Here is a 20,458-nt window from a genome sequence, read left to right as displayed (position 1 = left end):
AGCCAGGAGTAGCCGACACGCTTCTCCAGGGCGTGCAGGGACTGGTGCTTCACAGTTCGACAGCGTGGCAACGCGGTACGCCACGCGAAGGCCCAGTCCATCGCCGTGTCCCTGGCCTATGACGCGCACGGTTTGAGCCTGTGCGTGAGGGATGACGGCTGGGGCCTGGAGCCCCTCTATGCCAACCACCAGGGCAAGCCGGGCCGCTACGGCATCAAGGGCATGTTCGAGCGCGCCAGGCGCCTGGGGGGAGCGCTGCGGATGAGCAGCGCGCCGGAGGGCGGCACGGAGGTGGACGTGAGGATCCAGGCGGCCTCCGCCTACGTGGAAACCGCATCCAACCCGTTGCTCCGGTGGATGAAACGGCTCGAGGCCGCCAGGCACGGGTGACCCGCACTTCGAGTGATCCAACCGCATCCGGAAAACTCAAGGGAGAGCGGTATTCATTGCGTTCCCTTCACGTTCTCTATGATGGCGGCCGTTTGGACGAGGGGGGATCCATGACATTGAGGTGCACATGGGCGGATTGACCGGGTTGTATCGAGTGCTGTGCGGGCTCGTGGTGGCCGTGTGGGTGGGAGCGGGAACCGCGAGGGCCTCGACGCCGTTCCAGCGGGGCATGGTGAGCATCACGCTGGATGATGGCTGGCCGTCGCAGTTCACGGGCGCGCGCCCGGCGCTCAACGCGCGTGGCATCCCCGCCACGTACTTCCTGGTCACCGAGGGCATCCGCAACGGGTGGCTCGGCTACATGACGGTGCCGCAAATCCAGACGCTCATCGCCGAGGGCAACGAGATCGGCGCCCACACGATGATGCACCGGGATCTCACCACCCTGTCCGCCACGGAGGTGGAGACCGAGCTGCGCGACTCGCAGGCGTGGCTGAAGACGCAGTTCGGCCTGGCGGCGGTGCCCTCGTTCGCCTCGCCCTACGGCGCCTACAACGCGGGCGTGCTGGCCACCGTGCAGAAGTACTACGGCAGCCACCGCACGGTGAACGGCGGGCAGAACTTCAAGGACTCGAACATCCTCCAGCTCCGCGCCTACGACGTGCACAGCGCCGTCACCGTGGACACCGTGCGCGGGTGGATCGACAGCGCCGCCGCCGATGGCAGCTGGCTCATCCTCACCTTCCACCAGTTCGTGAGCGGCACGCCCACCCAGTCGATGGAGATCAACCAGGCCAACTTCGAGGCCATCCTCGACTACCTCCAGACGAAGAATCTCCAGCCCGTCACCGTCGCGCAGGGCGTGGCGCTGATGGATGGACTGACGGGAGACACCTCGGGCAACGCGACCGTCTATGACGACGCCCCGGGCGATGGCTTCGCGGACTGGAGCTATGCCACGCACAACCTCGCCGACCGCACGGTGGTGCACAGCGGCCTGACGTCCATCTCCGCCGAGCTCGATGGCTGGAATGCCCTCTTCCTGCACCACAACACGGGGCTCGCCGCGAACCAGTTCTCGGCCCTCGAGCTGTGGGTGAACGGCGGCACCTCGGGTGGCCAGGGCGTGCGGCTGGTGTTCTACGATGGCTCGCGGTTGCTCGGCTCGGTGCGGCTGGACGCGGTGCTGGGCCACCCCATTTTGGCGGGCACATGGCAGCAGGTCACCGTTCCGCTGAGCACCGTGGGCCTGTCCACCGGCACCGTGCGCGACATCTACCTCCAGGACGACACGGGCGGAGACCAGGCCACCGTGTACTTCGACGACATCCGGCTGTTGAAGGCCGGCACGACCACGCCGCCTCCGCCGCCTGCGGCCTTCTCGCTCTACGCGGATGGCCTCGGCGCCGGCTTCGATGACTGGAGCTGGGCCACGCACGACCTCTACTCGAGCGGCACCGTCCACGCGGGCACGTCCGCCCTCTCCGTCGAGCTGGACAGCTGGTCGTCCCTCTACTTCCACACCAGCGCGGGCGTGGACCTGAGCCGCTACAAGACCCTCTCGATGTGGGTGCACGGTGGCACCTCGGGCGGGCAGATCGCGCGAATCATCTTCAGCGACGGCTCGAGCTTCCTCGGGGAGATCCGCCTGGACCAGGCGCTGGGCCACCCCATCCAGCCGGGTACGTGGGAGCGGATCGTCCTCCCGTTCAGCGCGCTGGGGGTGAGCAACGGTACGCTCCGCGAGGTCTACATCCAGGATCAGTCGGGCGTCGATCAGGGCACGCTCTACCTCGACGACGTGCAACTGCTCCCCTGAGACTCCCCATTCCCAACCCCTAGAAGGGGGGGGATGCGGCGCTAGAGAAGGCTCAAGGCCCCAGGTTCCAGAGAACCCGGGGCCCTGAGCCGTCTCGCGTTTCAGGGGTCACCCCTCCGCCCAGCTCGACACTCGAGAGCTCCAACAGGTCCGCCAACGCGGGCACCGGCTCGTTGAAGCTCTTGCTCCCCAGGAACAATCCATGAACGCATACGTGCTTGGGTTTCACGAGATCGACAGAACGAAGCTGAAGCTTGCAGGCGGCAAGGGCGCCAACCTGGGCGAGCTGTCCGGAATCAAGGGGATCCAGGTCCCGGCGGGTTTTTGCGTGACCACCGAAGCGTATCAAGCAATGACCCGCGATAATCAGGGGCTGGCTCGCTTGCTGGATGAGCTGACGCATCTGAAGGCGGAAGAGCGGGAGCGGATCAGCGGGATCGGCGCGAAGATTCGTCTGGCCATCGAACGAGCTCCCATTCCCGAGGGGATTGCCGAAGAGATCGCGGGCGCTCTCGCGAAGTTGGGTGAGCAGGGTGCGTTTGCGGTGCGGTCCAGTGCTACGGCCGAGGACCTGCCGACGGCTTCTTTCGCCGGGCAGCAGGATACCTATCTGAATATCATCGGAGAAAAGGCCATCCTGGCGCATGTCAGCAAATGCTGGGCTTCGCTGTTCACGGACCGCGCGATCATCTACCGGATGCAGAACGGCTTCGACCACCGCAAGGTTCAGTTGTGCGTGGTCGTGCAGAAGATGGTCTTCCCGCGGGCGGCGGGAATCTTGTTCACCGCGGACCCCGTCACGTCGAACAGGAAGGTGGTGTCCATCGATGCCGGCTTCGGACTGGGTGAAGCCATGGTCTCCGGATGGGTGAATGCGGACAGCTACAAGGTGCGCAACGGCGAGATCGTCGACAAGAAGATCTCCACCAAGAAGCTGGCGATTCATGCCGCGAAAGGCGGCGGCACGAGCGAACAGGAGATTGCGCCGGAACAGCAAAACCGGCAGGTGCTGACGGACGAGCAGATTCAGCGGCTCGAGCGCTTGGGCAGAAAGATCGAAGAACATTTCGGCCAGCCCCAGGACATCGAATGGTGCCTGGCGGATGATGCATTCCACATCGTCCAGAGCCGGCCGATCACCACGCTATTCCCGGTCCCGGAAGCGAGTGATCAGGAGAATCACGTCTACGTCTCCGTCGGTCATCAGCAGATGATGACCGATCCCATCAAGCCCCTGGGATTGTCGTTCTTCCTGCTCACCACCCCCGCGCCCATGCGCAAAGCGGGTGGAAGGTTGTTCGTGGATGTCACCCAGAGACTGGCTTCGCCTGCCAGCAGGAACCTGGTGATAGAGGGCCTCGGAAAATCCGATCCGCTCATCAAGGACGCTCTCTTGACCGTCATGGAGCGGGGAGATTTCGTCAAGCCGGTGCTGGATGAGAACAAAGCGCCGGTTCCCAGTGGAGGGAATGCCGGTGCGCCGGCTGCGGGTCTTCAGGCCCAGACCGAAACCGATCCGGCAACCCTGATTGCGCGCAGTCAGGCCTCGATAGAGGCGTTGAAGCGGGACATCCAGACAAGGTCAGGAGCGGAGCTCTTTGATTTCATTCTGGACGATATCCAGGAGTTGAGGCGGCTCTTGTTCGATCCGCAAGGCCTCGGCCTGATCATGGCTGCGCTGAATGCTTCTTCGTGGATCAATGAGAACATGAAGGAGTGGCTGGGTGAGAAGAATGCGGCAGACACGCTGACGCAATCCGTGTCAGGCAATATCACGTCGGAAATGGGTCTGGCGCTCCTGGATGTCGCGGATGTGATTCGTCCATATCCGGAAGTGCTTGCCTATCTGCGGCATGCCACGGACGATGGCTTTCTGGACGGGTTGCTGAAGTTCGAGGGCGGACGGGAAGCCCGGGACGCGATCCAAGCGTTTCTCGACAGATTCGGTATGCGATGTGCCGGGGAAATCGACATCACCCGGACGCGTTGGAGTGAAAAGCCAGCGACGCTCGTCTCCACGATCCTCAGCAACATCAAGAACTTCGAGCCTGGTGCCGGCGGCCGGAGATTCGAGCAGGGGCGGCAGGAGGCTTTGAAAAAAGAGCAGGAGCTCTTGGAGCGGTTGGCGCAACTACCGGAGGGTGATCGCAAAGCCACGGAGGCGAAGCGAATGATCAGCCTGGTCCGGAATCTCATCGGCTACCGGGAGTATCCGAAGTACGGCATGGTGAGCCGCTACTTCGTGTACAAACAGGCCTTGCTGAAAGAAGCCGAGCGGCTCGTACAAGCCAGGGTTCTTCATGAGAAGGAAGATGCCTATTACCTCTCTTTTGAAGAGTTCCGCGAAGTGGTTCGCACGAACAAGCTGGATGACCAGGTCGTCACCAGGCGGAAGGACGAGTACAAGCGGTATGAAAAGCTGAGTCCCCCGCGGGTCATCACGTCTGAGGGGGAGTGCATCGCAGGCGCGTACAAACGGGGAGCGCTTCCCGCCCAGGCCATCGTCGGACTGGCTGTTTCTTCCGGGGTTGTGGAGGGACGGGCCCGCGTCCTTCTCACCATGGAAGACGCCGATCTGGAGGATGGGGACATCCTGGTCACGGCCTTCACCGATCCGAGCTGGACACCCCTGTTTGTCTCCATCAAGGGGCTGGTCACCGAAGTGGGCGGACTGATGACCCACGGGGCCGTCATCGCACGCGAATATGGCTTACCGGCGGTTGTCGGCGTGCAGCATGCGACCCGGCTGATCAAGGACGGGCAGCGGATCCGGGTGAATGGAACGGACGGGTATGTGGAGGTGCTGTAGAGAGCGAGGTTGTAGAGCGAGAGCGAAGTAGCAGTTCCATGGAGGCGCCTCCGTGAGCCGGAGGCGCGCGCCTTCTATCCTACCGGGTTGCGGCCCTGCGCTCCTCCCAGTAGCTCGAACGCGGCGTCCCATGTCTGGGAATCGGATTCATCGCGCGGCGGCAGGCGCTCGCGGGTGGGCTGGCGGTTGTCGTCCGGGGCCTCCGGATCCGCGCCCGCCTCGAGAAGCAGTCTCATCATCGGAATGTCCAGCCGCGATATCGCAATCCCGAGCGCGGTGCATCCGGTCAACCCGCCCCAGTCGTTGATCGTCCGGATGGCCCCCGCGCCCAGCAGGAGAGAAGCCATTCCCACGTTGCCCATCTCCGCGCACGCCCGCAGCGGCGTGTCCCCTTCACTGCTGCGCACGTTGGGCTCGGCCCCCGCCTTCAGGAGTACTTCGACTGCCGCCAGCTGGTTTTCGCAGACTGCTTCCAACAAGGGAGTCCTGTCCCGCTCGGCATCCCATGCGTTGACGTCCGCGCCGTGCTCGAGGAGTGCCAGGAGCACATCGAGTTCGCCTCCATCGTCGAGTGCGTGAATGGCCACCTGCAGCGGAAGCAGCCCCGGCCACTCCTGCTGCGGCTCGTTCGGATCGGTTCCTCTGGCCAGCAGTGCCTTGACCAGGGCTGTATCGTGCTGCTTGATCGCCGCGAAGAGTTCTTTCGACATGGCTCACAGCTCCGCCATCGGATGACCCGGGGCGCAATTCTGCTTTCCGAGCTTCTCGGTATTCGCAATGCCCTTTTCAAGTTCGATCATTGCCAGGTCGTGACGCGGATCGGGTTTTCCTCCAAAGCATTCATTCTCAATCTCCCACCGCTTCTCCAGAACTCTCTTCATCGCTTCAAGACGCAGCCGGATCCTGGAGCACGGCACCTTGTCCAGCTTCTCTTTGTTCTTCGATCTGGGCGACTTCGGATCGAGGGGTGGGACTGAGCGGGTGAGCAGATCCTTCTCCTCCTGAAGCTCGTCGAGTCGGCTGTTTTTGCAGGTCTGATCCGCGTGGCGGGGGACTCGGTCGTACTCCTCCACGCTGGTGTAGTTGCTGCCCGTCGCCGGATTGGTCTTTTTCCGCCAATGGGTGGGAGCCGTGACGACCTCCTCTGCTTCCTGACGCTCGAATTCCTCCATGAGCCGCCGCGATTCCTCCGCTATGTCCAGCAGCCGCGACTCGTACTCCCGCTGAGCGTCGACCCACTCCGGGCGGCGGTCGATCTCCGCTGGGGCGGTGTTGAAGGGATAGAGCAGGACGAGCACCACGAGCAACGGGCCCACACGGGGGCTCGTTTCAGCGACCGTCCTGGCGCGTCCAGCCTGCGCGGCCCCCTCCACCCCCCTCGACACCTCGGCAGCGTGCCCGCGCGTCTTCGCGGCTCTGGAGAAGCGCTCGAAAGCTCGTTCCGCCGCGGTGAGCTTCTCGTCCAACGCTTCCCATTGACGCGGCTCCAGGTCCGTGCGCGCCCGAGAGAGCAGCGCCCTGGCCTGGTCCAGGTCCGCTTTTCCAATCCGCGACTGTTGCTGCACCGGGTCCATCGGCGCGGACACGAGCCGGATGCTCGGGCCCGAGGGAGGAGTCGGGACGAAGGTATGACGCCGTGGAATCGACAGTGGGGCGGGCGCGCTCGCGCAGGCCGATGCAAGAAGCAGAAGTGCGATGCACACTCGGAAACGCATGGCTACGTCCTCAAACCCCTTCAAGACCTGAAGGGTCCTGGTGGGGCTGAGCGGAGTATGCCTGCGCAATCTGTCCGTGAGGCTCTGCTGGGCCTTCCAGGTTGTCCCTGACGGGATTCGAACCCATCGGGACAGGCTTTGGCTTTCTACCGGCCCAGCTCGCCGCGCAGCTGCTGGATGGCCGCGAGCAGCGGCGGCGGGTGCATCTCGCCAGGCACTTCCACGGCGAAGCGCTCGAACATCTCCAGCGCCTTCGCCTTGTCTCCCCGCCGCATCGCGATGGCGCCCATGAACAGCAGCGCCTCCTGGGCGTCCGGGTACGTGTCCACCAGCTTCATCAGATCCTGCTCCGCGCCCAGCTCGTCCCCGCGCACCGCCTTCAGCACGCCCAGGTGCACCCGGAGCTCCACGCTGAATGGATCCACCGCCAGCGCCCGGTTCGTGATGCGATCCGCCTCCTCGTACATCTGCCGCCGGATGAGCTCGTGGCTCAGCAGCGCCGCGGCGTCGAGATCCGACGGGTTGTTCTTGAAGCGCTCCATCGCCTCGGTCAGCTGCGGATCCTCCTGCGGCTGCTGCGCGGTGCCGCCCATGCCCGGCGGCACCCGGCCCGTGGCGGCATCCTCCTCGCCCCGCGTGCGCTGCTCGGACACCAGCGTGTAGCTCAGCGTGGCGAAGAACAGAACGATCCCTCCGCCCCATAGCGCGCCCTTGAGCTGCGGTGACAGCAGGCCCTTCGTCGCCGGGGCTTCCCGCCGCGCGCCCGGGGTGGCCCCGTGCTTCAGGTGCTCGTCCTTCGCACGCAGCGCCGCCGCGGCCTCCAGCTCCAGCCGCTTGCGCTCCGCCGTGTAGCGCTCCGGCTCCAGCGCGTGCTTCTCCGCCGCCAGCTCCTTGAGCTGCTCGATGAGGGACTGGTAGCGCCGCTCCAGATCCTCGAGCACGTCATCCTTCGCCTCGGGCGAGGACGCGGCCACCTTGCGGGTGAAGATGAACAACGCGGCGGCGATGAAGCCCACCGTGAGCACGATGAGGCCAGGAGCCCAGTTGGTGGCAGTGGGGTTCATTGATCCAGCTCCCGGCGCACGGCCGCGAGGTAGGGGTCCTCGGAATCGGTGGAAGCGGCGGGGGGCGTCGCGGGCGTGGAGGCGGCCGGAGTGGCCGCGGCGGGCTCGCGCCGCACCTGCCGGAAGATGACGAAGGCGCCGCCCAGCAGCAGGGCCACCGGGCCCAGCCACACGAGCAGATTCACGCCCTCGGCCTTGGGCTGCAGCAGCACCCACTCGCCGTAGCGGGCCACGAAGTAGTCACGGACCTCCTGGTCCGACTTCCCCTCGGACACCAGCTCGCGGATTTTATCGAGCTGGGCGCGGGCCATGGACGAGGGGCTGTCCGAGACGGAGAGGCCCTGGCACACGGCGCAGCGCAGCTCCTTGCCGAGCGTTTGCACGCGGGCCTCGAGGGCCGGCGCGAGGGGTTCACTTCCAGCCTGCTGGGGCGCGTACTGTCCCGAGGCGAGAAAGAGGGTGAGCGTGAGGAGGGCAGCTGTCATGGGGTGGCCGGAATCCGGCACACCTACCTAGCGCCCCGGGCCGGGTGTTGCCCAGGGAAACCCGAGGGTAGGAGGGCGGAGCCTCCCCCGGCCGCCCGCTCCCCCGGCACCGCGGAGGGTCCAGGGACGGGACGCTCAGGGGGGAGAGGAGTCGTGGGAGGAGCGGCCGTGGCGCATCAGCCGCAGGCGCAGCAGGCCGGTGGCCATGAGGCTCAGCAGGCGGAACTCGGCCGGCTCCAGCCGCTTCACCGTGCGCACCAGGCGGCGGATCTCCCCCGGCTCCTCGACGGGCCGGGCCGGCGGCTCCTTGGTCCAGAAGTTCTCCTGGGCGGGCGTCAACCCCAGCAGCACGTCCGAGGGGATGCGCAGGACCTCACACAGCTTCTTCAGGGTGGGGACACTGGGCAGCATGCCGCCGCGCTCCAACCGTCCATACACCTCGGTGGCGAGACCCACCCGTTCGGCCACGTCCTCCTGGGTGAGATTGGCCTGGACCCGAGCCGCCCGGGCCGCTGTCCCGATGGTCCCAGCCAGTCCTCGTGGGAGTGCCATGCCGTGCGATCCTGAGAAAGAAGTGGAAGGCGCAGGGCCCGGAGCACCCGGGCCTACGTGACTTCTAAGATAACCGGAAAAGTGGTGACTTCAAGAGTCATGTGAGAGGTAGACACGACTTTGGAGGTCATGGCCTGAACGTCCGCCCTGCTGGATCCCCGTCATCGTTCTTGGTGCTTCGGGGGGCGCATGTTTACCTTTGGAGTCAGCCCGTGCAAACCCCCAAGGAGTACTTCGCATGTCGATCCGGACGACCCCTGAAACAACCTCCCCACGTGAGACCCACCCGGTGGTATTCGATGCCGGGATGGTGAGCTACGAGCTGGTGCGCTCGTTGGGCCAGGGCCATCACGGTGAGCTGCTGCTCACGCGCCAGCGTTACCACGACGGAGAGGGCGGCTACACCGTCCTCAAGCGGCTCAACCGCGTGGTGCGCCAGGAGGACTACCAGCGGCTGGTGGAGGAGGCGCGTCTGGGCAGCCAGATGCGCCACCCCAACATCGTCTCGGTGCAGATGCTCGGGGGCAGCGCGGACACGCCGCTGCTGCTGCTGGAGTACGTGGAGGGCCGGCCCCTGGGTGACCTGATGCGTCTGGCCGCCCGGGCCGGCCGCTCCTTCTCCGAGGCCTTCGCCTGCCATGTGACCTCCGAGGTCGCGGATGGATTGCACTACGCGCACGCGCTCGTGGACCCGCGGGGCCGCGCGCTGGGTGTCGTGCACCGGGACGTGACACCGCAGGGCATCCTCGTGGGCCGCCATGGCGAGGTGAAGCTGATGGACTTCGGGGCGGCCTGGTCCCGGCTGGAGGGGCGCATCTCCACCGAGGGCGACAGCGATCTGGGCAACCTGGCCTACAGCTCCCCCGAGCGCGCCATGCTGGAGCAGCTGGATGGGCGCTCGGATCTGTTCTCCCTGGGGCTGATCCTCCTGCAGTTGCTCACCGGCCAGCACCTGCTGGCGGCGGCCGAGCGCCACGAGGCGGAGCTGCTCAGCCGCCAGCTGCGGGCGCGGGGGGACGGCCGGGTGCCGGGCCTCGAGGAGCTGGGCACCGTGCGCACCGGCGAGTTGATGAAGCGCATGCGCCAGCTCAGCCCGCAGGACGTGCAGGCGGCGACGCGCTCGCTGCCGGAGGGGTTGCGGCCCATCGTCCACCGGACGCTCGCGCCCCAGCGGGAGGAGCGTTATGCCACGGGGGCGGAGCTGGCCCGGGCGCTGAGGGATCATCTGTGGGGCTCGGGCCAGCGGTACGGGCGGGACGAGCTGGTGGCGGAGGTCTCCGCGCTCCACCAGGCCGTCCTGGAGGACCTGGAGCAGCCCCCGGGCACCCCGAAGCGGGGCAGGGGAGCGGCGACCCGGGGCCGCCGGGGAGGGCCGGGAAAGGCCTCCTGAGGGCGGCGGGGGGCCCTGAGGCTTGGCCTGGGGCCCCGGGCCGTGTTAGTCCGCCCCCCTTCCTGCTTCCGTGAGAAGGAGTCCGGAAATGGCTCGTCGTCACATCCGCGTCGTGGGCGCGATGCTTCAGAACGCCGAGGGGCGCTACCTCATCACCCAGCGCCCGCCCAAGGCGACCCTCCCGCTGCTGTGGGAGTTCCCGGGTGGCCGTGTGGAGGAGGGGGAGTCCGACGAGCGGGCCCTCGCGCGGGAGATCCGCGAGGAGATGGGCGTGGAGGTGGAGGTGATGGAGCAGGCCCTCCACACCCATCACGACTACCCGAGCTACGACATCGACTTCCGCGTCTACCGCTGCCGGCTCACCAGCGCCGAGTCGGCCATCCAGCACCTGCGCGTGCATGATCACCGCTGGGTGACGCTGGAGGAGATGGCGAAGTACCAGTTCCCCGACGCGGACGCGAAGACGCTGGCCAAGCTGCTGGGTCTGGAAGCCTGACGTGGGCCGTCGTACCGCCCTGGTGCTCGCGGGGCTGTTGCTCGGGGCCTGCACGACGAAGAAGCCCTCCAGTCCGGATGCCTCCACCCCGGCGGCCGATCCGCGCTACCCGCCCGCCGAGGGCCTGCCCGGCTGTGTGCTCTATGGGGAGCCCCGGCGCGTGGGCCAGGTGCCGCTGGAGCTGGCCGAGCTGTCCGGCCTCGCCGCCAGCACCCGCCACGAGGGGGTGCTGTGGGCGCACAACGACTCCGGCAACGCCTTCCGGGTGTTCGCCCTGGACATGTCCGGCAAGGTGCTCGCCACGGTGACGCTCACCGGGCTGGAGCCGAAGGACGCGGCGAGGATGGACCTGGAGGACATCACCCTGGGCCCGTGCGCCCCGGGCGATGCGCGCACGTGCCTCTACCTGGCGGACACCGGGGACAACTTCGAGCGCCGGCCTCGGGTGCGCATCGTCCGCTTCCCCGAGCCGGAGGTGGCCGACGGCAGTGTCGCCGTGGAGACGTTGGCCTTCACGTACCCGGACAGGCCGCATGACGCCGAGTCGCTCGTGCTCGAGCCGGGCACGGGCCGGCTGGCGGTCATCACCAAGGAGCGCGGCTCGCTGGGCGAGGTGTTCGCGCTGGAGGGGCTCGCGCCGGGCACGGTGGCGAAGGCCACGCACCTGGGCACCTTGCATGCGCCCGGGGGGGTGGACTACCGCACCACGTCGGCGGCGCTCCATCCGTCCGGCCAGCGGATGCTCCTGCGCACCTATACCCGGGTGTGGGAGGTGCGCGCCCCGGGCGCCTCGCGGCTGGAGGAGCTGGTGCGGGGGCAGGTGGTGGAGGTGCCCGGCCCCAGCCAGGCCCAGTCCGAGGCCATCACCTGGTTGCCCGGTGGCCGCTCCTTCGTGCTCGGCTCCGAGTTCGCCGCCCAGTTCATGTACCGGGTGGACTGCCGCTAGCGGTGTCTCCCCGCATGAGGTGTTCGCTGCCGGGCATTGCTGTCGCCCGGATGGACGAGCGCTGTTCCGGCGTTACCACCATTACCCAGCTGAGTGGGGCATGCCGGGTTGACCGGCTGGCGGGTGTGGACATCTTTTGCCTGCGGATCAGTCGTACCACGTACCACCAGGGGTACGTGCAATGGGGGAGGGGGAGTGCGTCGACGATGAAGCCTCAGAACACCATGCCGCCGGGGATGAGCCCTCGCGGAAAGAAACAGGAAAAGCCTCAGCCTCCACCCGCCAACAAGGGGTTCCGGTTCGGCTCGCCACTGGGCTACATCGCTCTGCTCCTCCTGGGCTTCATGCTCTTCAAGAACGTCTTCCAGGACGCGGGCGTGCAGCGCAAGACCTACAGTGAGTTCCGGACGGCCATCCAGGAGGACAAGTTCTCCAAGGTGCAGGTCGCGCCGGACTGGGTGAAGGGTTTCCTCAAGGAAAGCTCGGCGGCCCGTACGTCCGGCACTCCCTCGGGAGGAGCCGAGCGCCTGCGCCCCGAGCTCAGCGACCTGCCGTGGATGGCCTATCGCGTGGAGGGAGACGAGCAGCTCGTCCCGCTGCTGGAGCAGCAGGGCGTCCCGTACGAGGCGGTGGTGCGGTCCGGCTTCAGCGATGTGCTGCTGGTCTGGCTGCTGCCGCTGGCGTTCGCCTTCGTGTTGTGGAGCTTCATGATGAGGCGGATGGCTGGAGGTATTGGCCAGGGTCCGCAGAGCGTCATGAGCTTCGGGAAGACACGCGCCAAGGTACAGGCCGAGGCCGACACCGGCGTGGGCTTCAAGGACGTGGCGGGCGTGGACGAGGCCGTGGACGAGCTGCGGGAGATCGTCGAGTTCCTCAAGACGCCGGAGAAGTTCCGCCGGCTGGGCGGCCGCATCCCCAAGGGGGTGCTGCTGGTGGGCCCGCCGGGAACGGGCAAGACGCTGTTGGCCCGGGCCGTGGCGGGTGAGGCGGGCGTGCCCTTCTTCAGCCTCTCCGGTTCCGAGTTCGTGGAGATGTTCGTCGGCGTGGGCGCCGCCCGGGTGCGCGATCTGTTCGCCCAGGCCACCGCCAAGGCGCCGTGCATCATCTTCATCGACGAGCTGGACGCCATCGGCAAGAGCCGCAACGCGGGGGTCGCCGGTGGCCATGACGAGCGCGAGCAGACGCTCAACCAGCTCCTGGCGGAGATGGACGGCTTCGACAGCCGCGCCGGCCTCATCATCCTGGCGGCCACCAACCGTCCGGAGATCCTCGACAGCGCGCTCATGCGTCCGGGCCGTTTCGACCGGCAGGTGCTGGTGGACCGTCCGGACAAGCGTGGCCGCGAGCGGGTGCTGGAGATCCACTCCCGGGGCGTGAAGCTGGGACCGGACGTGGACCTCAAGTCCATCGCCTCGCGCACCCCGGGCTTCGCGGGCGCCGACCTGGCCAACGTGGTGAACGAGGCGGCCCTGCTCGCCGCGCGCCGCAACCGCGACTTCGTCATGCGCGCCGACTTCGAGGAGGCCATCGAACGCGTGGTGGCCGGCCTGGAGAAGAAGAACCGCCGGATGAACGAGCGCGAGAAGGACATCGTCGCGCACCACGAGGCCGGCCATGCGGTGGTGGGGTGGATGCTGCCCTACACGGAGCGGGTGACGAAGGTGTCCATCATCCCCCGTGGCCTCGCCGCGCTGGGCTACACCATGTCCCTGCCGCTCGAGGACCGGTACCTCATGTCCTTCGACGAGCTGCGCGACAAGATGGCCGCGATGATGGGCGGGCGCGCCGCCGAGGAGATCTTCATCGGCGAGGTCTCCACCGGTGCCTCCAACGACCTGAAGCAGGCCACGGAGATCGCCAGGCTGATGGTGCGCGACTACGGCATGAGCTCCCTGGGCCCCGTGGCCCTGGGCAGCGAGCAGAATGCCTTCCTGCGCTCGGCGGGAGGTCCGGAGGTGCGCTCCTACTCGGAGCAGACGGCCCGGATGGTGGATGAAGAGATCCGCAAGATGGTGACCGAGGCGCTCGACCGGGCCCGGGAGGTGCTCACCACCCACCGCGACAAGGTGGAGGCCCTGGCCGCCCGGCTGCTCGCCACCGAGGTGGTGGATGAGGACGAGATCCTCCGCATCCTCGGCCCCAAGGCCACCGCCGCCCGGGGACTGCTGCACCCGGAGGCCCGTCAGGTCATCTCCGCCCACCCGGCGGGCGGTGACGAGACGCCTCCGCCCGGGGCCCAGCACTCCAGCGGGAAGATCCCCGACGCCTGAACCGGGCCTCCGGGCGCCTGCCCGGTTGCTCACTGGCCTTGCCATCGCCCTTTCACGCCGCATGTTCTGCGGTGTGGGAAGGGCGAAATTATGTTGGCCGGGAAGGAGGGAGAGGTCGTGGAGAATCGAATCGGAAAGAGCTACACGGCGCGCAAGGCACTCTTCGCCAAGGGACTGAGGGAGGGCCGCCTGTCGGTGCAGGAGATCGAGCAGGCCCTGCCCGCGGGGACCCTCACGGCGGCCGAGCGGTGGTTGTTGTACTACTCGCTGCGGGCGGCCCAGGTGGAGATCATCGACGAGGTGACGGGCCAGGTGGATCACGGCTTCATGTCGGAGCAGCCCGCCGTCCCCGCCGAGCACTAGTCTCGTCGTCAGAGCGTTGACACAACCCCGGGGCTGGTTACGTTCGCCGCATGAACGGCAATCCCCGGACAGACGGTCCGTCCCAGGACGCGCAGGCCCAGGAGGCCGCCGCCACGGCTGCGCCCGAGGCGTCCACCGAGCAGCAGCAGACTCCGGCCCAGGAGGCCGCGCCCGTGGTGGATGCGGAGAAGCAGCGGTTGGAGGCGGAGTTGAACGCGGCCCGGCGGCGCGTGGATCAACTCGCCCGTGCCTACCAGGAGCTGGAGAAGGACCGCGAGGAATTCAAGCAGCGCCTCACCCGCGAGCGCGAGCGGATGATGGACGTGGAGCGCGGCAACGTGGCCACCACGCTGCTGGAGGCGGTGGACGAGCTGGATCGCTCCCTCGCCATGAGCGGGGGAGACGTCTCGTCGCCCCTGGCGCAGGGCGTGAAGATGATCCGTGACGGGCTGCTCTCGAAGCTGCAGCAGATGGGCATCGAGCGCATCCAGGTGGTGGGGTTGCCGTATGACCCCAACACGGCCGAGGCCACGGACATGGAGATCACCACCAGCCCGGACGAGGACCAGAAGGTGGTGGCCGAGGCCCGCGCGGGCTACAAGCTGAAGGAGCGGATCATCCGTCCGGCCCGGGTGAAGGTGGCGAAGTACATCGCCCCCGCCCAGGCCTGATCCGCCCCCCAGAGCCCCATCGTGGGTGTTCCCTCTCCCTTTGGGAGAGGGCTAGGGTGAGGGTCTCCCCCCTCGCCCCTCCGTGCTTTGGACGCGGATCCGGACAATCCTGGGAAATAGGCGCGGGGAGTGGCTGTTCGAGCCCATCGCCATGGCCCGTGTCGTGAATCCCCGAGCTCCCGTCCTCCTTCCCCTCCTCGCGCTGCTCTCGCTGGTGCTGGTCCCGGGTGCCCGGGCGCAGCAGGGAGCGCTCGCTCCGTGGCTCCAGGCCCGGGCGCGGGAGCACGCGGCGTGGGCCGAGGACTCCAACCGGGTGAACAGCGGGCCCATGGGGCTGTGGCGGGAGTGGGCCTCGAGCGAGCCGATGCTGCCGGGTTTCGTGCCGCCCACGTCGCTGGCGCCGCTGATCCGCGCGGTGGAGGCGGGCGTGGTGAACATCAACGTCATGAAGACGGTGCACCCGCTGCGGGGCCCCACGCGCGCGGCGAGCGGCTCGGGCTTCATCCTCACTCCGGACGGGCTGGTGGTGACGAACAACCACGTGGTGGCGCGCGAGAACGAGGCCGCCAGTGAGATCCTCGTGCGCCTGTCGGACGGGCGCGAGTTCCAGGCCGAGGTGGTGGGCCGGGACGCGTCCACGGACGTGGCGCTGCTGCGGCTGTTGGGCAAGGGCGTGGGCGGGCTGCCGGCGGTGTACCTGGGGGACTCGGACCGGATGGAGGTGGGGGACTGGGTGGTGGCCATCGGCAACCCCTTCGGCCTGGACCACTCGGTGTCGCACGGGATGATCTCCGCCAAGGAGCGGGTGATCGGCGTGGGCCCCTTCGACGACTTCATCCAGACGGACGCGCTCATCAACCCGGGCAACTCGGGCGGGCCGCTCTTCAACATGCGCGGCGAGGTGGTGGGCGTGAACACGGCCATCATCTCCGAGGGGCAGGGCATCGGCTTCGCGGTGCCCATCAACATGGTGAAGGATCTGCTGCCCAACCTGCGCAAGAACGGCCAGCTGCAGAAGGGCTGGCTGGGCGTGGTGATCGACGAGCAGCCCCAGGTGGGCACGCGCGCCGCGGTGGTGACGCGGGTGTACCCCACCAGCCCGGCGGCGCAGGCGGGCATCCGCCCGGGAGATCAGGTGGTGCGGGTGAACGGCAAGCAGGTGGACTCGTTCCAGCAGCTGTTGCGCAAGGTGGCCATCATGGCGCCGGGCTCCGAGGCGAAGCTGACGCTGCTGCGGGACGGGGTGTCGCAGGAGGTGCTGGTGAAGCTGTCCGCCCGTCCGGCGCAGGAGGTGCTGGCGGCGATGAACAGCCCGGGCAACCTGGGCGAGCTCGGCCTGGTGCTGCGGGACGTCACCCCCGAGGTGGCCGCCCCCATGGGCCTGGAGCCCTACGCGGGGGTGCTGGTGTCGGGGGTGTTGCCACGCAGCCCGGCGGCGAGCGCGGGGCTGCGCACGGGCGACGTGGTGATGGAGGTCAACCGCCGCAAGGTGAAGGACGTCGCGGCGGTGCGGAGCGCGCTGGAGAAGGGCGCGGGCGCCTCGGTGCTGCTGCGCGTGCAGCGCGGGGATGTGCAGCAGTACGTCGCGCTGAAGTACTGAGCCCCCCGGCGGCTACTTCTTCTTGCCCTTCTTGCCACCCTTGGCCGCGGGCTCCTTGGGGGCGGCCGTCGTGGGCTGCTCGGCGAACCACAGGCCCAGCGGATTCCCCGTGCGCGCGTGCGTGAGGAGGATGGCTTCTATCCGCGCCGCGACCCCCTGCGCCTTGCCGCCCTGCTTGCGCGGCAGCGTCCACACCCCCTGCGGCGTGAAGACGATCTGCGCGCGGATCTGCCGGGCGGAGAAGAGCCGCAGGAAGTCCGTGGCGGCCCAGCCCTCGGGGGTGGTGCCGGTGATGCGGATGAGGGGCAGCAGCGGGTTGCCCGCCGAGTCCGTCTGCGTGGGCGTGCCCTGGGTGAGCGCATAGCCCTCCCCCGGGAAGTAGGGGATGACCTGGATGGTGTAGTTGCCGCTGCCGGGCTGGTACGGGCCCGGGGTGAGCATGGTCGCCGCTTCCTCGCCGACGATCATGTACAGCTTCCGGCCGCCGTACTTCGCGCGGAACGCCTCGGCGTCGCTCCGGCAGGAGGGGCTGACGAACAGGCCGGCGCACTCGCCAATGTACTTGTCCAGGAACGACGAGAGGCTGCCCAGGGCCTCGGCCTGATCCCTCAGCTGGGCGAAGCGCGCATCCACGTCCGCCAGGGCGAGCGTGGGCAGCAGCAGCAGGGTGGCCAGGAAGAGACGTCTCACGCGGGGGCTACTCCAGGAAAAGGGGAAGGGAACAGGGGACGGGGAGGCCGATGGTGCCACCCCCGGGCCCCTCCGGGCACTCCGGAGATGGGTACGTGGCGGTACGTGCTGGTATGTGGCGGTATGGGTTGGTGGAGATTTTGACTACATGCTCTCACCATGTAGTTTCCGTCCCACCTCACCCCCTACCCGGAGTCACCGGATGGCACCCCAAGCCCAGGTCCGCGAGCGGCGTTCCCACCTTCGTTTCGACAAGGTCTTCACCATCTACCTCTCGACGGAGGGGGGGTTGAGCCGGGGGATCGGCCGCAACATCAGCGCCCAGGGCCTGTTCGTGGAGACGCGGGAGCAGCTGTCGCTGGGCGAGCGGGTGAAGGTGACGTTCGCGGGCGAGGACGGCACGGAGATGACGTGCCTGTGCGAGGTGCGCTACCAGGTGGCGCTGGCGTACGGGCGCAAGGATGGGCGCGAGGGCAACAGCCGCGGCGTGGGCCTGCGGGTGGTGGCCTACGAGGTGGCGGAGGATCAGCCCCTGCTGCTGGTGGCGCGCGAGCGCGTGATGCACTGAAGCCGCGGGGGGCGGGAAAAGCGAAAGGGCACGGCCGCTGAGAGTGGCCGTGCCCTTCGTGCTTCAGGGGTAGGGGCTTACTGCGAGAAGCCCTCGAGGAGGTAGTGGGCCTCGATGCGCTTGAGCGCGAGGATCATCGCGGCGCAGCGGGGATCCACTTCCTTGCCGATGCAGAACGGACGGCTGTCGTGCGTGTCCGAGCGGCGGGCCTGGTTGCGGGAGATGTCGCGGATGATGCGGTAGTTGCGCTTCATCGCGTGCTCGAGGCGCTGGTTGACCTCGGCCTCGCTCCAGCGCTCCATGCGCTTGTTCTGGATCCACTCGTAGTAGCTCACCGTCACGCCACCGGCGTTGGCGATGATGTCGGGGATCATGTCGATGCCGCGCTTCTGCAGGACGCGATCGGCCTCGGGGGTGGTGGGGCCGTTGGCGCCCTCGGCGATCAGCTTGACCTTGAGGCGCTCGGCCACGTCCGCGGTGATCTCTCCACCGAGGGCGGCGGGGATGCACATGTCGGCCTGGACCTCCCAGAAGTCCTTCTTCTCGATCTTCTGGGCGCCGGGGAACCCGAGCACGCTCTTGCGCAGGTTCTTCGGATCGCTCACGTGGGCGATGAGGGCGGGCACGTCGATGCCGTCACCGTTGTAGATGGTGCCGTCGGCGTCGTTGACCGCGAGCAGGCGGGCGCCCATCTTCTGGAGGATGGCGGCGCCGTGGCTGCCCACGTTGCCGAAGCCCTGGAGGATGAAGGTCTTGCCCTTCAGGGTCTCACCCTTCTCGGCGTAGTAGTCCTCGATGCAGAAGGCCACGCCCTGGCCGGTGGCGGCCGCACGGCCCTCGGAGCCGCCGATGCGCACGTCCTTGCCCGTGACGATGCCGCGCATGTTGTGCCGCTCGCGCTCGCCGTCCGAGTACTGGCGGTACATGAGCGCCATGATGTCCCCGTTGGTCCCCACGTCGGGAGCGGGGATGTCGATGTTGGGGCCGATCAGGCTCTTGAGCTTGTACATGAAGCGCAGGGTGATGTTCTCCAGCTCCTCGCGGCCGTACGAGCGCGGATCGATCTGGATGCCACCCTTGCCACCGCCGAAGGGGACCTCGGAGATGGCGGTCTTCCAGGTCATCTCGGCGGCGAGCGCCTTGAAGAGATCCAGGGAGACCTCGCGGTGATAGCGGATGCCGCCCTTGTAGGGGCCGCGGGCCTGGTTGTGCTGCACGCGGTAGGCCTTGAAGCGTTGGGACTCACCGGGCACCAGCTGGTACACGTTGCCGTCGGGCAGGCGCAGGTGGCCGCGGCTGATGTTCACGTCCGAGCCGAGGAGGGCGCGGCCGTTGAGGATGATCTTCCCGTCGGCGAGGCGCTCGAGACCCTCGGGGTTGCGCACCTGGGTGACGGAGAGGCTGGCGAAGTCCTTGGCCTGCTCGGGGGCGAGCGGGACCAGGCGGTCCTTCAGCTTCGCGGTGACGTAGAAGATGTGCTCGTAGTCGGGCTCCTCGAGCTCCAGACGCACGCGCTTGTCGAGACCGATGAGGTCGGCGGCGCGATGGAAGATCTCCATCGCCTCCGTGTAGACGGTGCGCTTGGGCGTCGGGGCCGGGGCGCGCATGAAATTCTCTTCGCTGGCCATGTGAAAAATCGCTCCTTGGGGAAAGGCGATTGTTGAGTAGAGGCGGGGCCCTTATGCGCATAGGCCCCCCCATGAGGTCAACCGTTGGACAGGCTTGTTGGAATCCAAACTTTTAGTTTTTTCAGGTAGTTAGCCAACGCGGCGTGTCATTCACGGCGGGTGCTCGCCTGCATGCTCTCCTGGGCCGTGGCGGGGCCGGGGAAGGGTGGATGGGGGCCAGAAGTGGGGGGGATGAAAGAAGTGCTTGCCCTGTCCGGAACCGCGTGTTACTTCGCGCCCATCTTCGGTGACGCCGAAAAGCGCTGTGGTTGTGCCGACATAGCTCAGTCGGTAGAGCAACTGATTCGTAATCAGTAGGTCCCCAGTTCAAATCTGGGTGTCGGCTCCATGAACGGGTCGCCAGGTGAAAGCCTGGCGACCCGTTCTCTTTTTCAGGCTCCCCGTTCCTGCCTGGGCGGCGCGCTGGGGAGGTGACGCTTGAGTACCCCTCCCATGGGCATGCCTCCGGCGAGCGCGCGGCGGCGTCCGGGGCTGAGCGCCTGGGCCCTCATCGTTCTCCTGCTCCACGCCGCGTGTGTCACGAGCGTGCCTCGGGGCGGCAGGCGGGTGGAGTCCCCTTCCGGGCCACCTCCGGTGGTCGCGGTGGGTGAAGCCGGGGACGAGCGGGTCCACCTCTCCGTGCCCACCCGGTTCGGGGCGGTGCGGGTGAGCGACTCCGAGCTTGATGACGCCCTGGCCACCCTGGTGCTGAACGTGCCGCTGCGGCTGGCCGACTGCCCTGTCCCTCTCTATCTCCACCGGAAGCTGGCCCTGGCCTCCGTTCCGCTCACGGGCGAGGCGTGGCGCACGCCCCTGGCGCGCTCCTACGGGGGCTTCTGCGAGCGGCAAGGCACGCCGGGCGATTGCCTCGGGTTGTTCAAGGACGGGCCGGGCCTGGACGGCGAGGACAAGCGCGACCTGGCCCTGGCGCTCTCCGTGAACGCGGCGCTGGAGGCCCGGGAC

Annotated in this window: 17 protein-coding genes, 1 tRNA gene and 2 pseudogenes; 13 read left to right on the top strand and 7 right to left on the bottom strand. The window is 67.6% G+C overall.

Annotated features, from left to right (window positions below; all coding sequences use genetic code 11):
- Positions 1 to 78 precede the first annotated feature (78 nt).
- From VFZ09_RS29425 to ppsA, 3 genes and pseudogenes are all read left to right on the top strand, one after another.
- A pseudogene (locus VFZ09_RS29425) lies at positions 79 to 390 on the top strand (sensor histidine kinase); the annotation flags it as partial.
- A gap of 127 nt (positions 391 to 517) precedes the next feature.
- A complete protein-coding gene (locus VFZ09_RS29420; protein WP_329731017.1) occupies positions 518 to 2,209 on the top strand; it encodes a polysaccharide deacetylase family protein in 1,692 nt (563 codons plus the stop codon).
- A 202-nt stretch (positions 2,210 to 2,411) separates the two neighbouring features.
- The gene (gene ppsA, locus VFZ09_RS29415; RefSeq protein ID WP_329731016.1) at positions 2,412 to 5,018 is read left to right on the top strand and encodes a phosphoenolpyruvate synthase; all 2,607 of its coding nucleotides are present in this window, start codon (positions 2,412 to 2,414) and stop codon (positions 5,016 to 5,018) included.
- A 74-nt stretch (positions 5,019 to 5,092) separates the two neighbouring features.
- On the opposite strand, the gene VFZ09_RS29410 is transcribed toward ppsA, so the two are convergent.
- The 5 genes from VFZ09_RS29410 to VFZ09_RS29390 form a co-directional block, all read right to left on the bottom strand.
- Positions 5,093 to 5,728: an ankyrin repeat domain-containing protein gene (locus tag VFZ09_RS29410; protein ID WP_329731015.1), complete on the bottom strand. Its 636-nt coding sequence runs from the start codon at positions 5,726 to 5,728 to the stop codon at positions 5,093 to 5,095.
- Between the two features lie 3 nt (positions 5,729 to 5,731).
- A complete protein-coding gene (locus VFZ09_RS29405; protein ID WP_329731014.1) occupies positions 5,732 to 6,733 on the bottom strand; it encodes a hypothetical protein in 1,002 nt (333 codons plus the stop codon).
- Between the two features lie 146 nt (positions 6,734 to 6,879).
- On the bottom strand, positions 6,880 to 7,797 hold the full coding sequence (locus tag VFZ09_RS29400) for a hypothetical protein (protein ID WP_329731013.1): 918 nt from the start codon (positions 7,795 to 7,797) through the stop codon (positions 6,880 to 6,882).
- Positions 7,794 to 8,282: a cytochrome c-type biogenesis protein gene (locus VFZ09_RS29395; RefSeq protein WP_329731012.1), complete on the bottom strand. Its 489-nt coding sequence runs from the start codon at positions 8,280 to 8,282 to the stop codon at positions 7,794 to 7,796. Before VFZ09_RS29395 ends, VFZ09_RS29400 begins: the two co-directional genes overlap by 4 nt.
- Before the next feature lie 135 nt (positions 8,283 to 8,417).
- On the bottom strand, positions 8,418 to 8,834 hold the full coding sequence (locus VFZ09_RS29390; RefSeq protein ID WP_329731011.1) for a helix-turn-helix transcriptional regulator: 417 nt from the start codon (positions 8,832 to 8,834) through the stop codon (positions 8,418 to 8,420).
- A gap of 238 nt (positions 8,835 to 9,072) precedes the next feature.
- Here VFZ09_RS29390 and VFZ09_RS29385 point away from each other — a divergent pair, with 238 nt between their 5' ends.
- From VFZ09_RS29385 to VFZ09_RS29355, 7 genes are all read left to right on the top strand, one after another.
- The gene (locus VFZ09_RS29385) at positions 9,073 to 10,224 is read left to right on the top strand and encodes a serine/threonine-protein kinase (RefSeq protein WP_329731010.1); all 1,152 of its coding nucleotides are present in this window, start codon (positions 9,073 to 9,075) and stop codon (positions 10,222 to 10,224) included.
- A gap of 88 nt (positions 10,225 to 10,312) precedes the next feature.
- Positions 10,313 to 10,720: a (deoxy)nucleoside triphosphate pyrophosphohydrolase gene (locus VFZ09_RS29380; RefSeq protein ID WP_329731009.1), complete on the top strand. Its 408-nt coding sequence runs from the start codon at positions 10,313 to 10,315 to the stop codon at positions 10,718 to 10,720.
- Position 10,721: 1 nt separating this feature from the next.
- Positions 10,722 to 11,666, top strand: a complete 945-nt coding sequence (locus VFZ09_RS29375; protein ID WP_329731008.1) for a hypothetical protein — start codon at positions 10,722 to 10,724, stop codon at positions 11,664 to 11,666.
- Between the two features lie 206 nt (positions 11,667 to 11,872).
- Complete coding sequence (gene ftsH / locus VFZ09_RS29370) at positions 11,873 to 13,936, top strand: ATP-dependent zinc metalloprotease FtsH (protein ID WP_329731007.1); 2,064 nt, start codon at positions 11,873 to 11,875, stop codon at positions 13,934 to 13,936.
- A gap of 117 nt (positions 13,937 to 14,053) precedes the next feature.
- A complete protein-coding gene (locus VFZ09_RS29365) occupies positions 14,054 to 14,299 on the top strand; it encodes a hypothetical protein (protein WP_329731006.1) in 246 nt (81 codons plus the stop codon).
- Between the two features lie 50 nt (positions 14,300 to 14,349).
- Entirely contained in the window at positions 14,350 to 14,970 is a 621-nt protein-coding gene (locus VFZ09_RS29360) for a nucleotide exchange factor GrpE (RefSeq protein ID WP_329731005.1), read from the top strand.
- A 151-nt stretch (positions 14,971 to 15,121) separates the two neighbouring features.
- Entirely contained in the window at positions 15,122 to 16,570 is a 1,449-nt protein-coding gene (locus tag VFZ09_RS29355; protein ID WP_329731004.1) for a trypsin-like peptidase domain-containing protein, read from the top strand.
- A 12-nt stretch (positions 16,571 to 16,582) separates the two neighbouring features.
- Here the strand turns inward: VFZ09_RS29355 and VFZ09_RS29350 are convergent, their stop codons facing one another.
- Positions 16,583 to 17,260, bottom strand: a complete 678-nt coding sequence (locus tag VFZ09_RS29350) for a DUF6066 family protein (protein WP_329731003.1) — start codon at positions 17,258 to 17,260, stop codon at positions 16,583 to 16,585.
- Between the two features lie 202 nt (positions 17,261 to 17,462).
- Here VFZ09_RS29350 and VFZ09_RS29345 point away from each other — a divergent pair, with 202 nt between their 5' ends.
- Positions 17,463 to 17,828, top strand: coding sequence for a PilZ domain-containing protein (locus tag VFZ09_RS29345; protein WP_329731002.1), 366 nt, complete (start codon positions 17,463 to 17,465; stop codon positions 17,826 to 17,828).
- 77 nt (positions 17,829 to 17,905) lie between these two features.
- Here the strand turns inward: VFZ09_RS29345 and VFZ09_RS29340 are convergent, their stop codons facing one another.
- Positions 17,906 to 19,456, bottom strand: a complete 1,551-nt coding sequence (locus VFZ09_RS29340) for a Glu/Leu/Phe/Val dehydrogenase (protein ID WP_329731001.1) — start codon at positions 19,454 to 19,456, stop codon at positions 17,906 to 17,908.
- A 312-nt stretch (positions 19,457 to 19,768) separates the two neighbouring features.
- On the opposite strand from VFZ09_RS29340, the gene VFZ09_RS29335 reads away from it, so the two are divergent.
- Positions 19,769 to 19,844: transfer RNA gene (locus tag VFZ09_RS29335), tRNA-Thr, on the top strand.
- A gap of 89 nt (positions 19,845 to 19,933) precedes the next feature.
- A pseudogene (locus tag VFZ09_RS29330) lies at positions 19,934 to 20,458 on the top strand (hypothetical protein); the annotation flags it as partial.

It is taken from the genome of Archangium sp., assembly GCF_036277355.1.
Lineage (GTDB): Bacteria > Myxococcota > Myxococcia > Myxococcales > Myxococcaceae > Archangium.
The sequence above is the reverse complement of the archived record's forward strand: the minus strand, read 5'-3'. Positions and strand labels throughout refer to the sequence as shown.

Bases quoted from the DNA above. Each gene is read 5' to 3' on its own strand.
- VFZ09_RS29420 (WP_329731017.1), top strand. From the start codon at position 518: ATGGGCGGATTGACCGGGTTGTATCGAGTGCTGTGCGGGCTCGTGGTG.
- VFZ09_RS29395 (WP_329731012.1), bottom strand. From the start codon at position 8,282: ATGACAGCTGCCCTCCTCACGCTCACCCTCTTTCTCGCCTCGGGACAG.
- VFZ09_RS29345 (WP_329731002.1), top strand. From the start codon at position 17,463: ATGGCACCCCAAGCCCAGGTCCGCGAGCGGCGTTCCCACCTTCGTTTC.
- ftsH (WP_329731007.1), top strand. From the start codon at position 11,873: ATGAAGCCTCAGAACACCATGCCGCCGGGGATGAGCCCTCGCGGAAAG.
- VFZ09_RS29380 (WP_329731009.1), top strand. From the start codon at position 10,313: ATGGCTCGTCGTCACATCCGCGTCGTGGGCGCGATGCTTCAGAACGCC.
- VFZ09_RS29410 (WP_329731015.1), bottom strand. From the start codon at position 5,728: ATGTCGAAAGAACTCTTCGCGGCGATCAAGCAGCACGATACAGCCCTG.
- VFZ09_RS29390 (WP_329731011.1), bottom strand. From the start codon at position 8,834: ATGGCACTCCCACGAGGACTGGCTGGGACCATCGGGACAGCGGCCCGG.
- ppsA (WP_329731016.1), top strand. From the start codon at position 2,412: ATGAACGCATACGTGCTTGGGTTTCACGAGATCGACAGAACGAAGCTG.
- VFZ09_RS29340 (WP_329731001.1), bottom strand. From the start codon at position 19,456: ATGGCCAGCGAAGAGAATTTCATGCGCGCCCCGGCCCCGACGCCCAAG.
- VFZ09_RS29405 (WP_329731014.1), bottom strand. From the start codon at position 6,733: ATGCGTTTCCGAGTGTGCATCGCACTTCTGCTTCTTGCATCGGCCTGC.
- VFZ09_RS29360 (WP_329731005.1), top strand. From the start codon at position 14,350: ATGAACGGCAATCCCCGGACAGACGGTCCGTCCCAGGACGCGCAGGCC.
- VFZ09_RS29385 (WP_329731010.1), top strand. From the start codon at position 9,073: ATGTCGATCCGGACGACCCCTGAAACAACCTCCCCACGTGAGACCCAC.
- VFZ09_RS29355 (WP_329731004.1), top strand. From the start codon at position 15,122: ATGGCCCGTGTCGTGAATCCCCGAGCTCCCGTCCTCCTTCCCCTCCTC.
- VFZ09_RS29400 (WP_329731013.1), bottom strand. From the start codon at position 7,797: ATGAACCCCACTGCCACCAACTGGGCTCCTGGCCTCATCGTGCTCACG.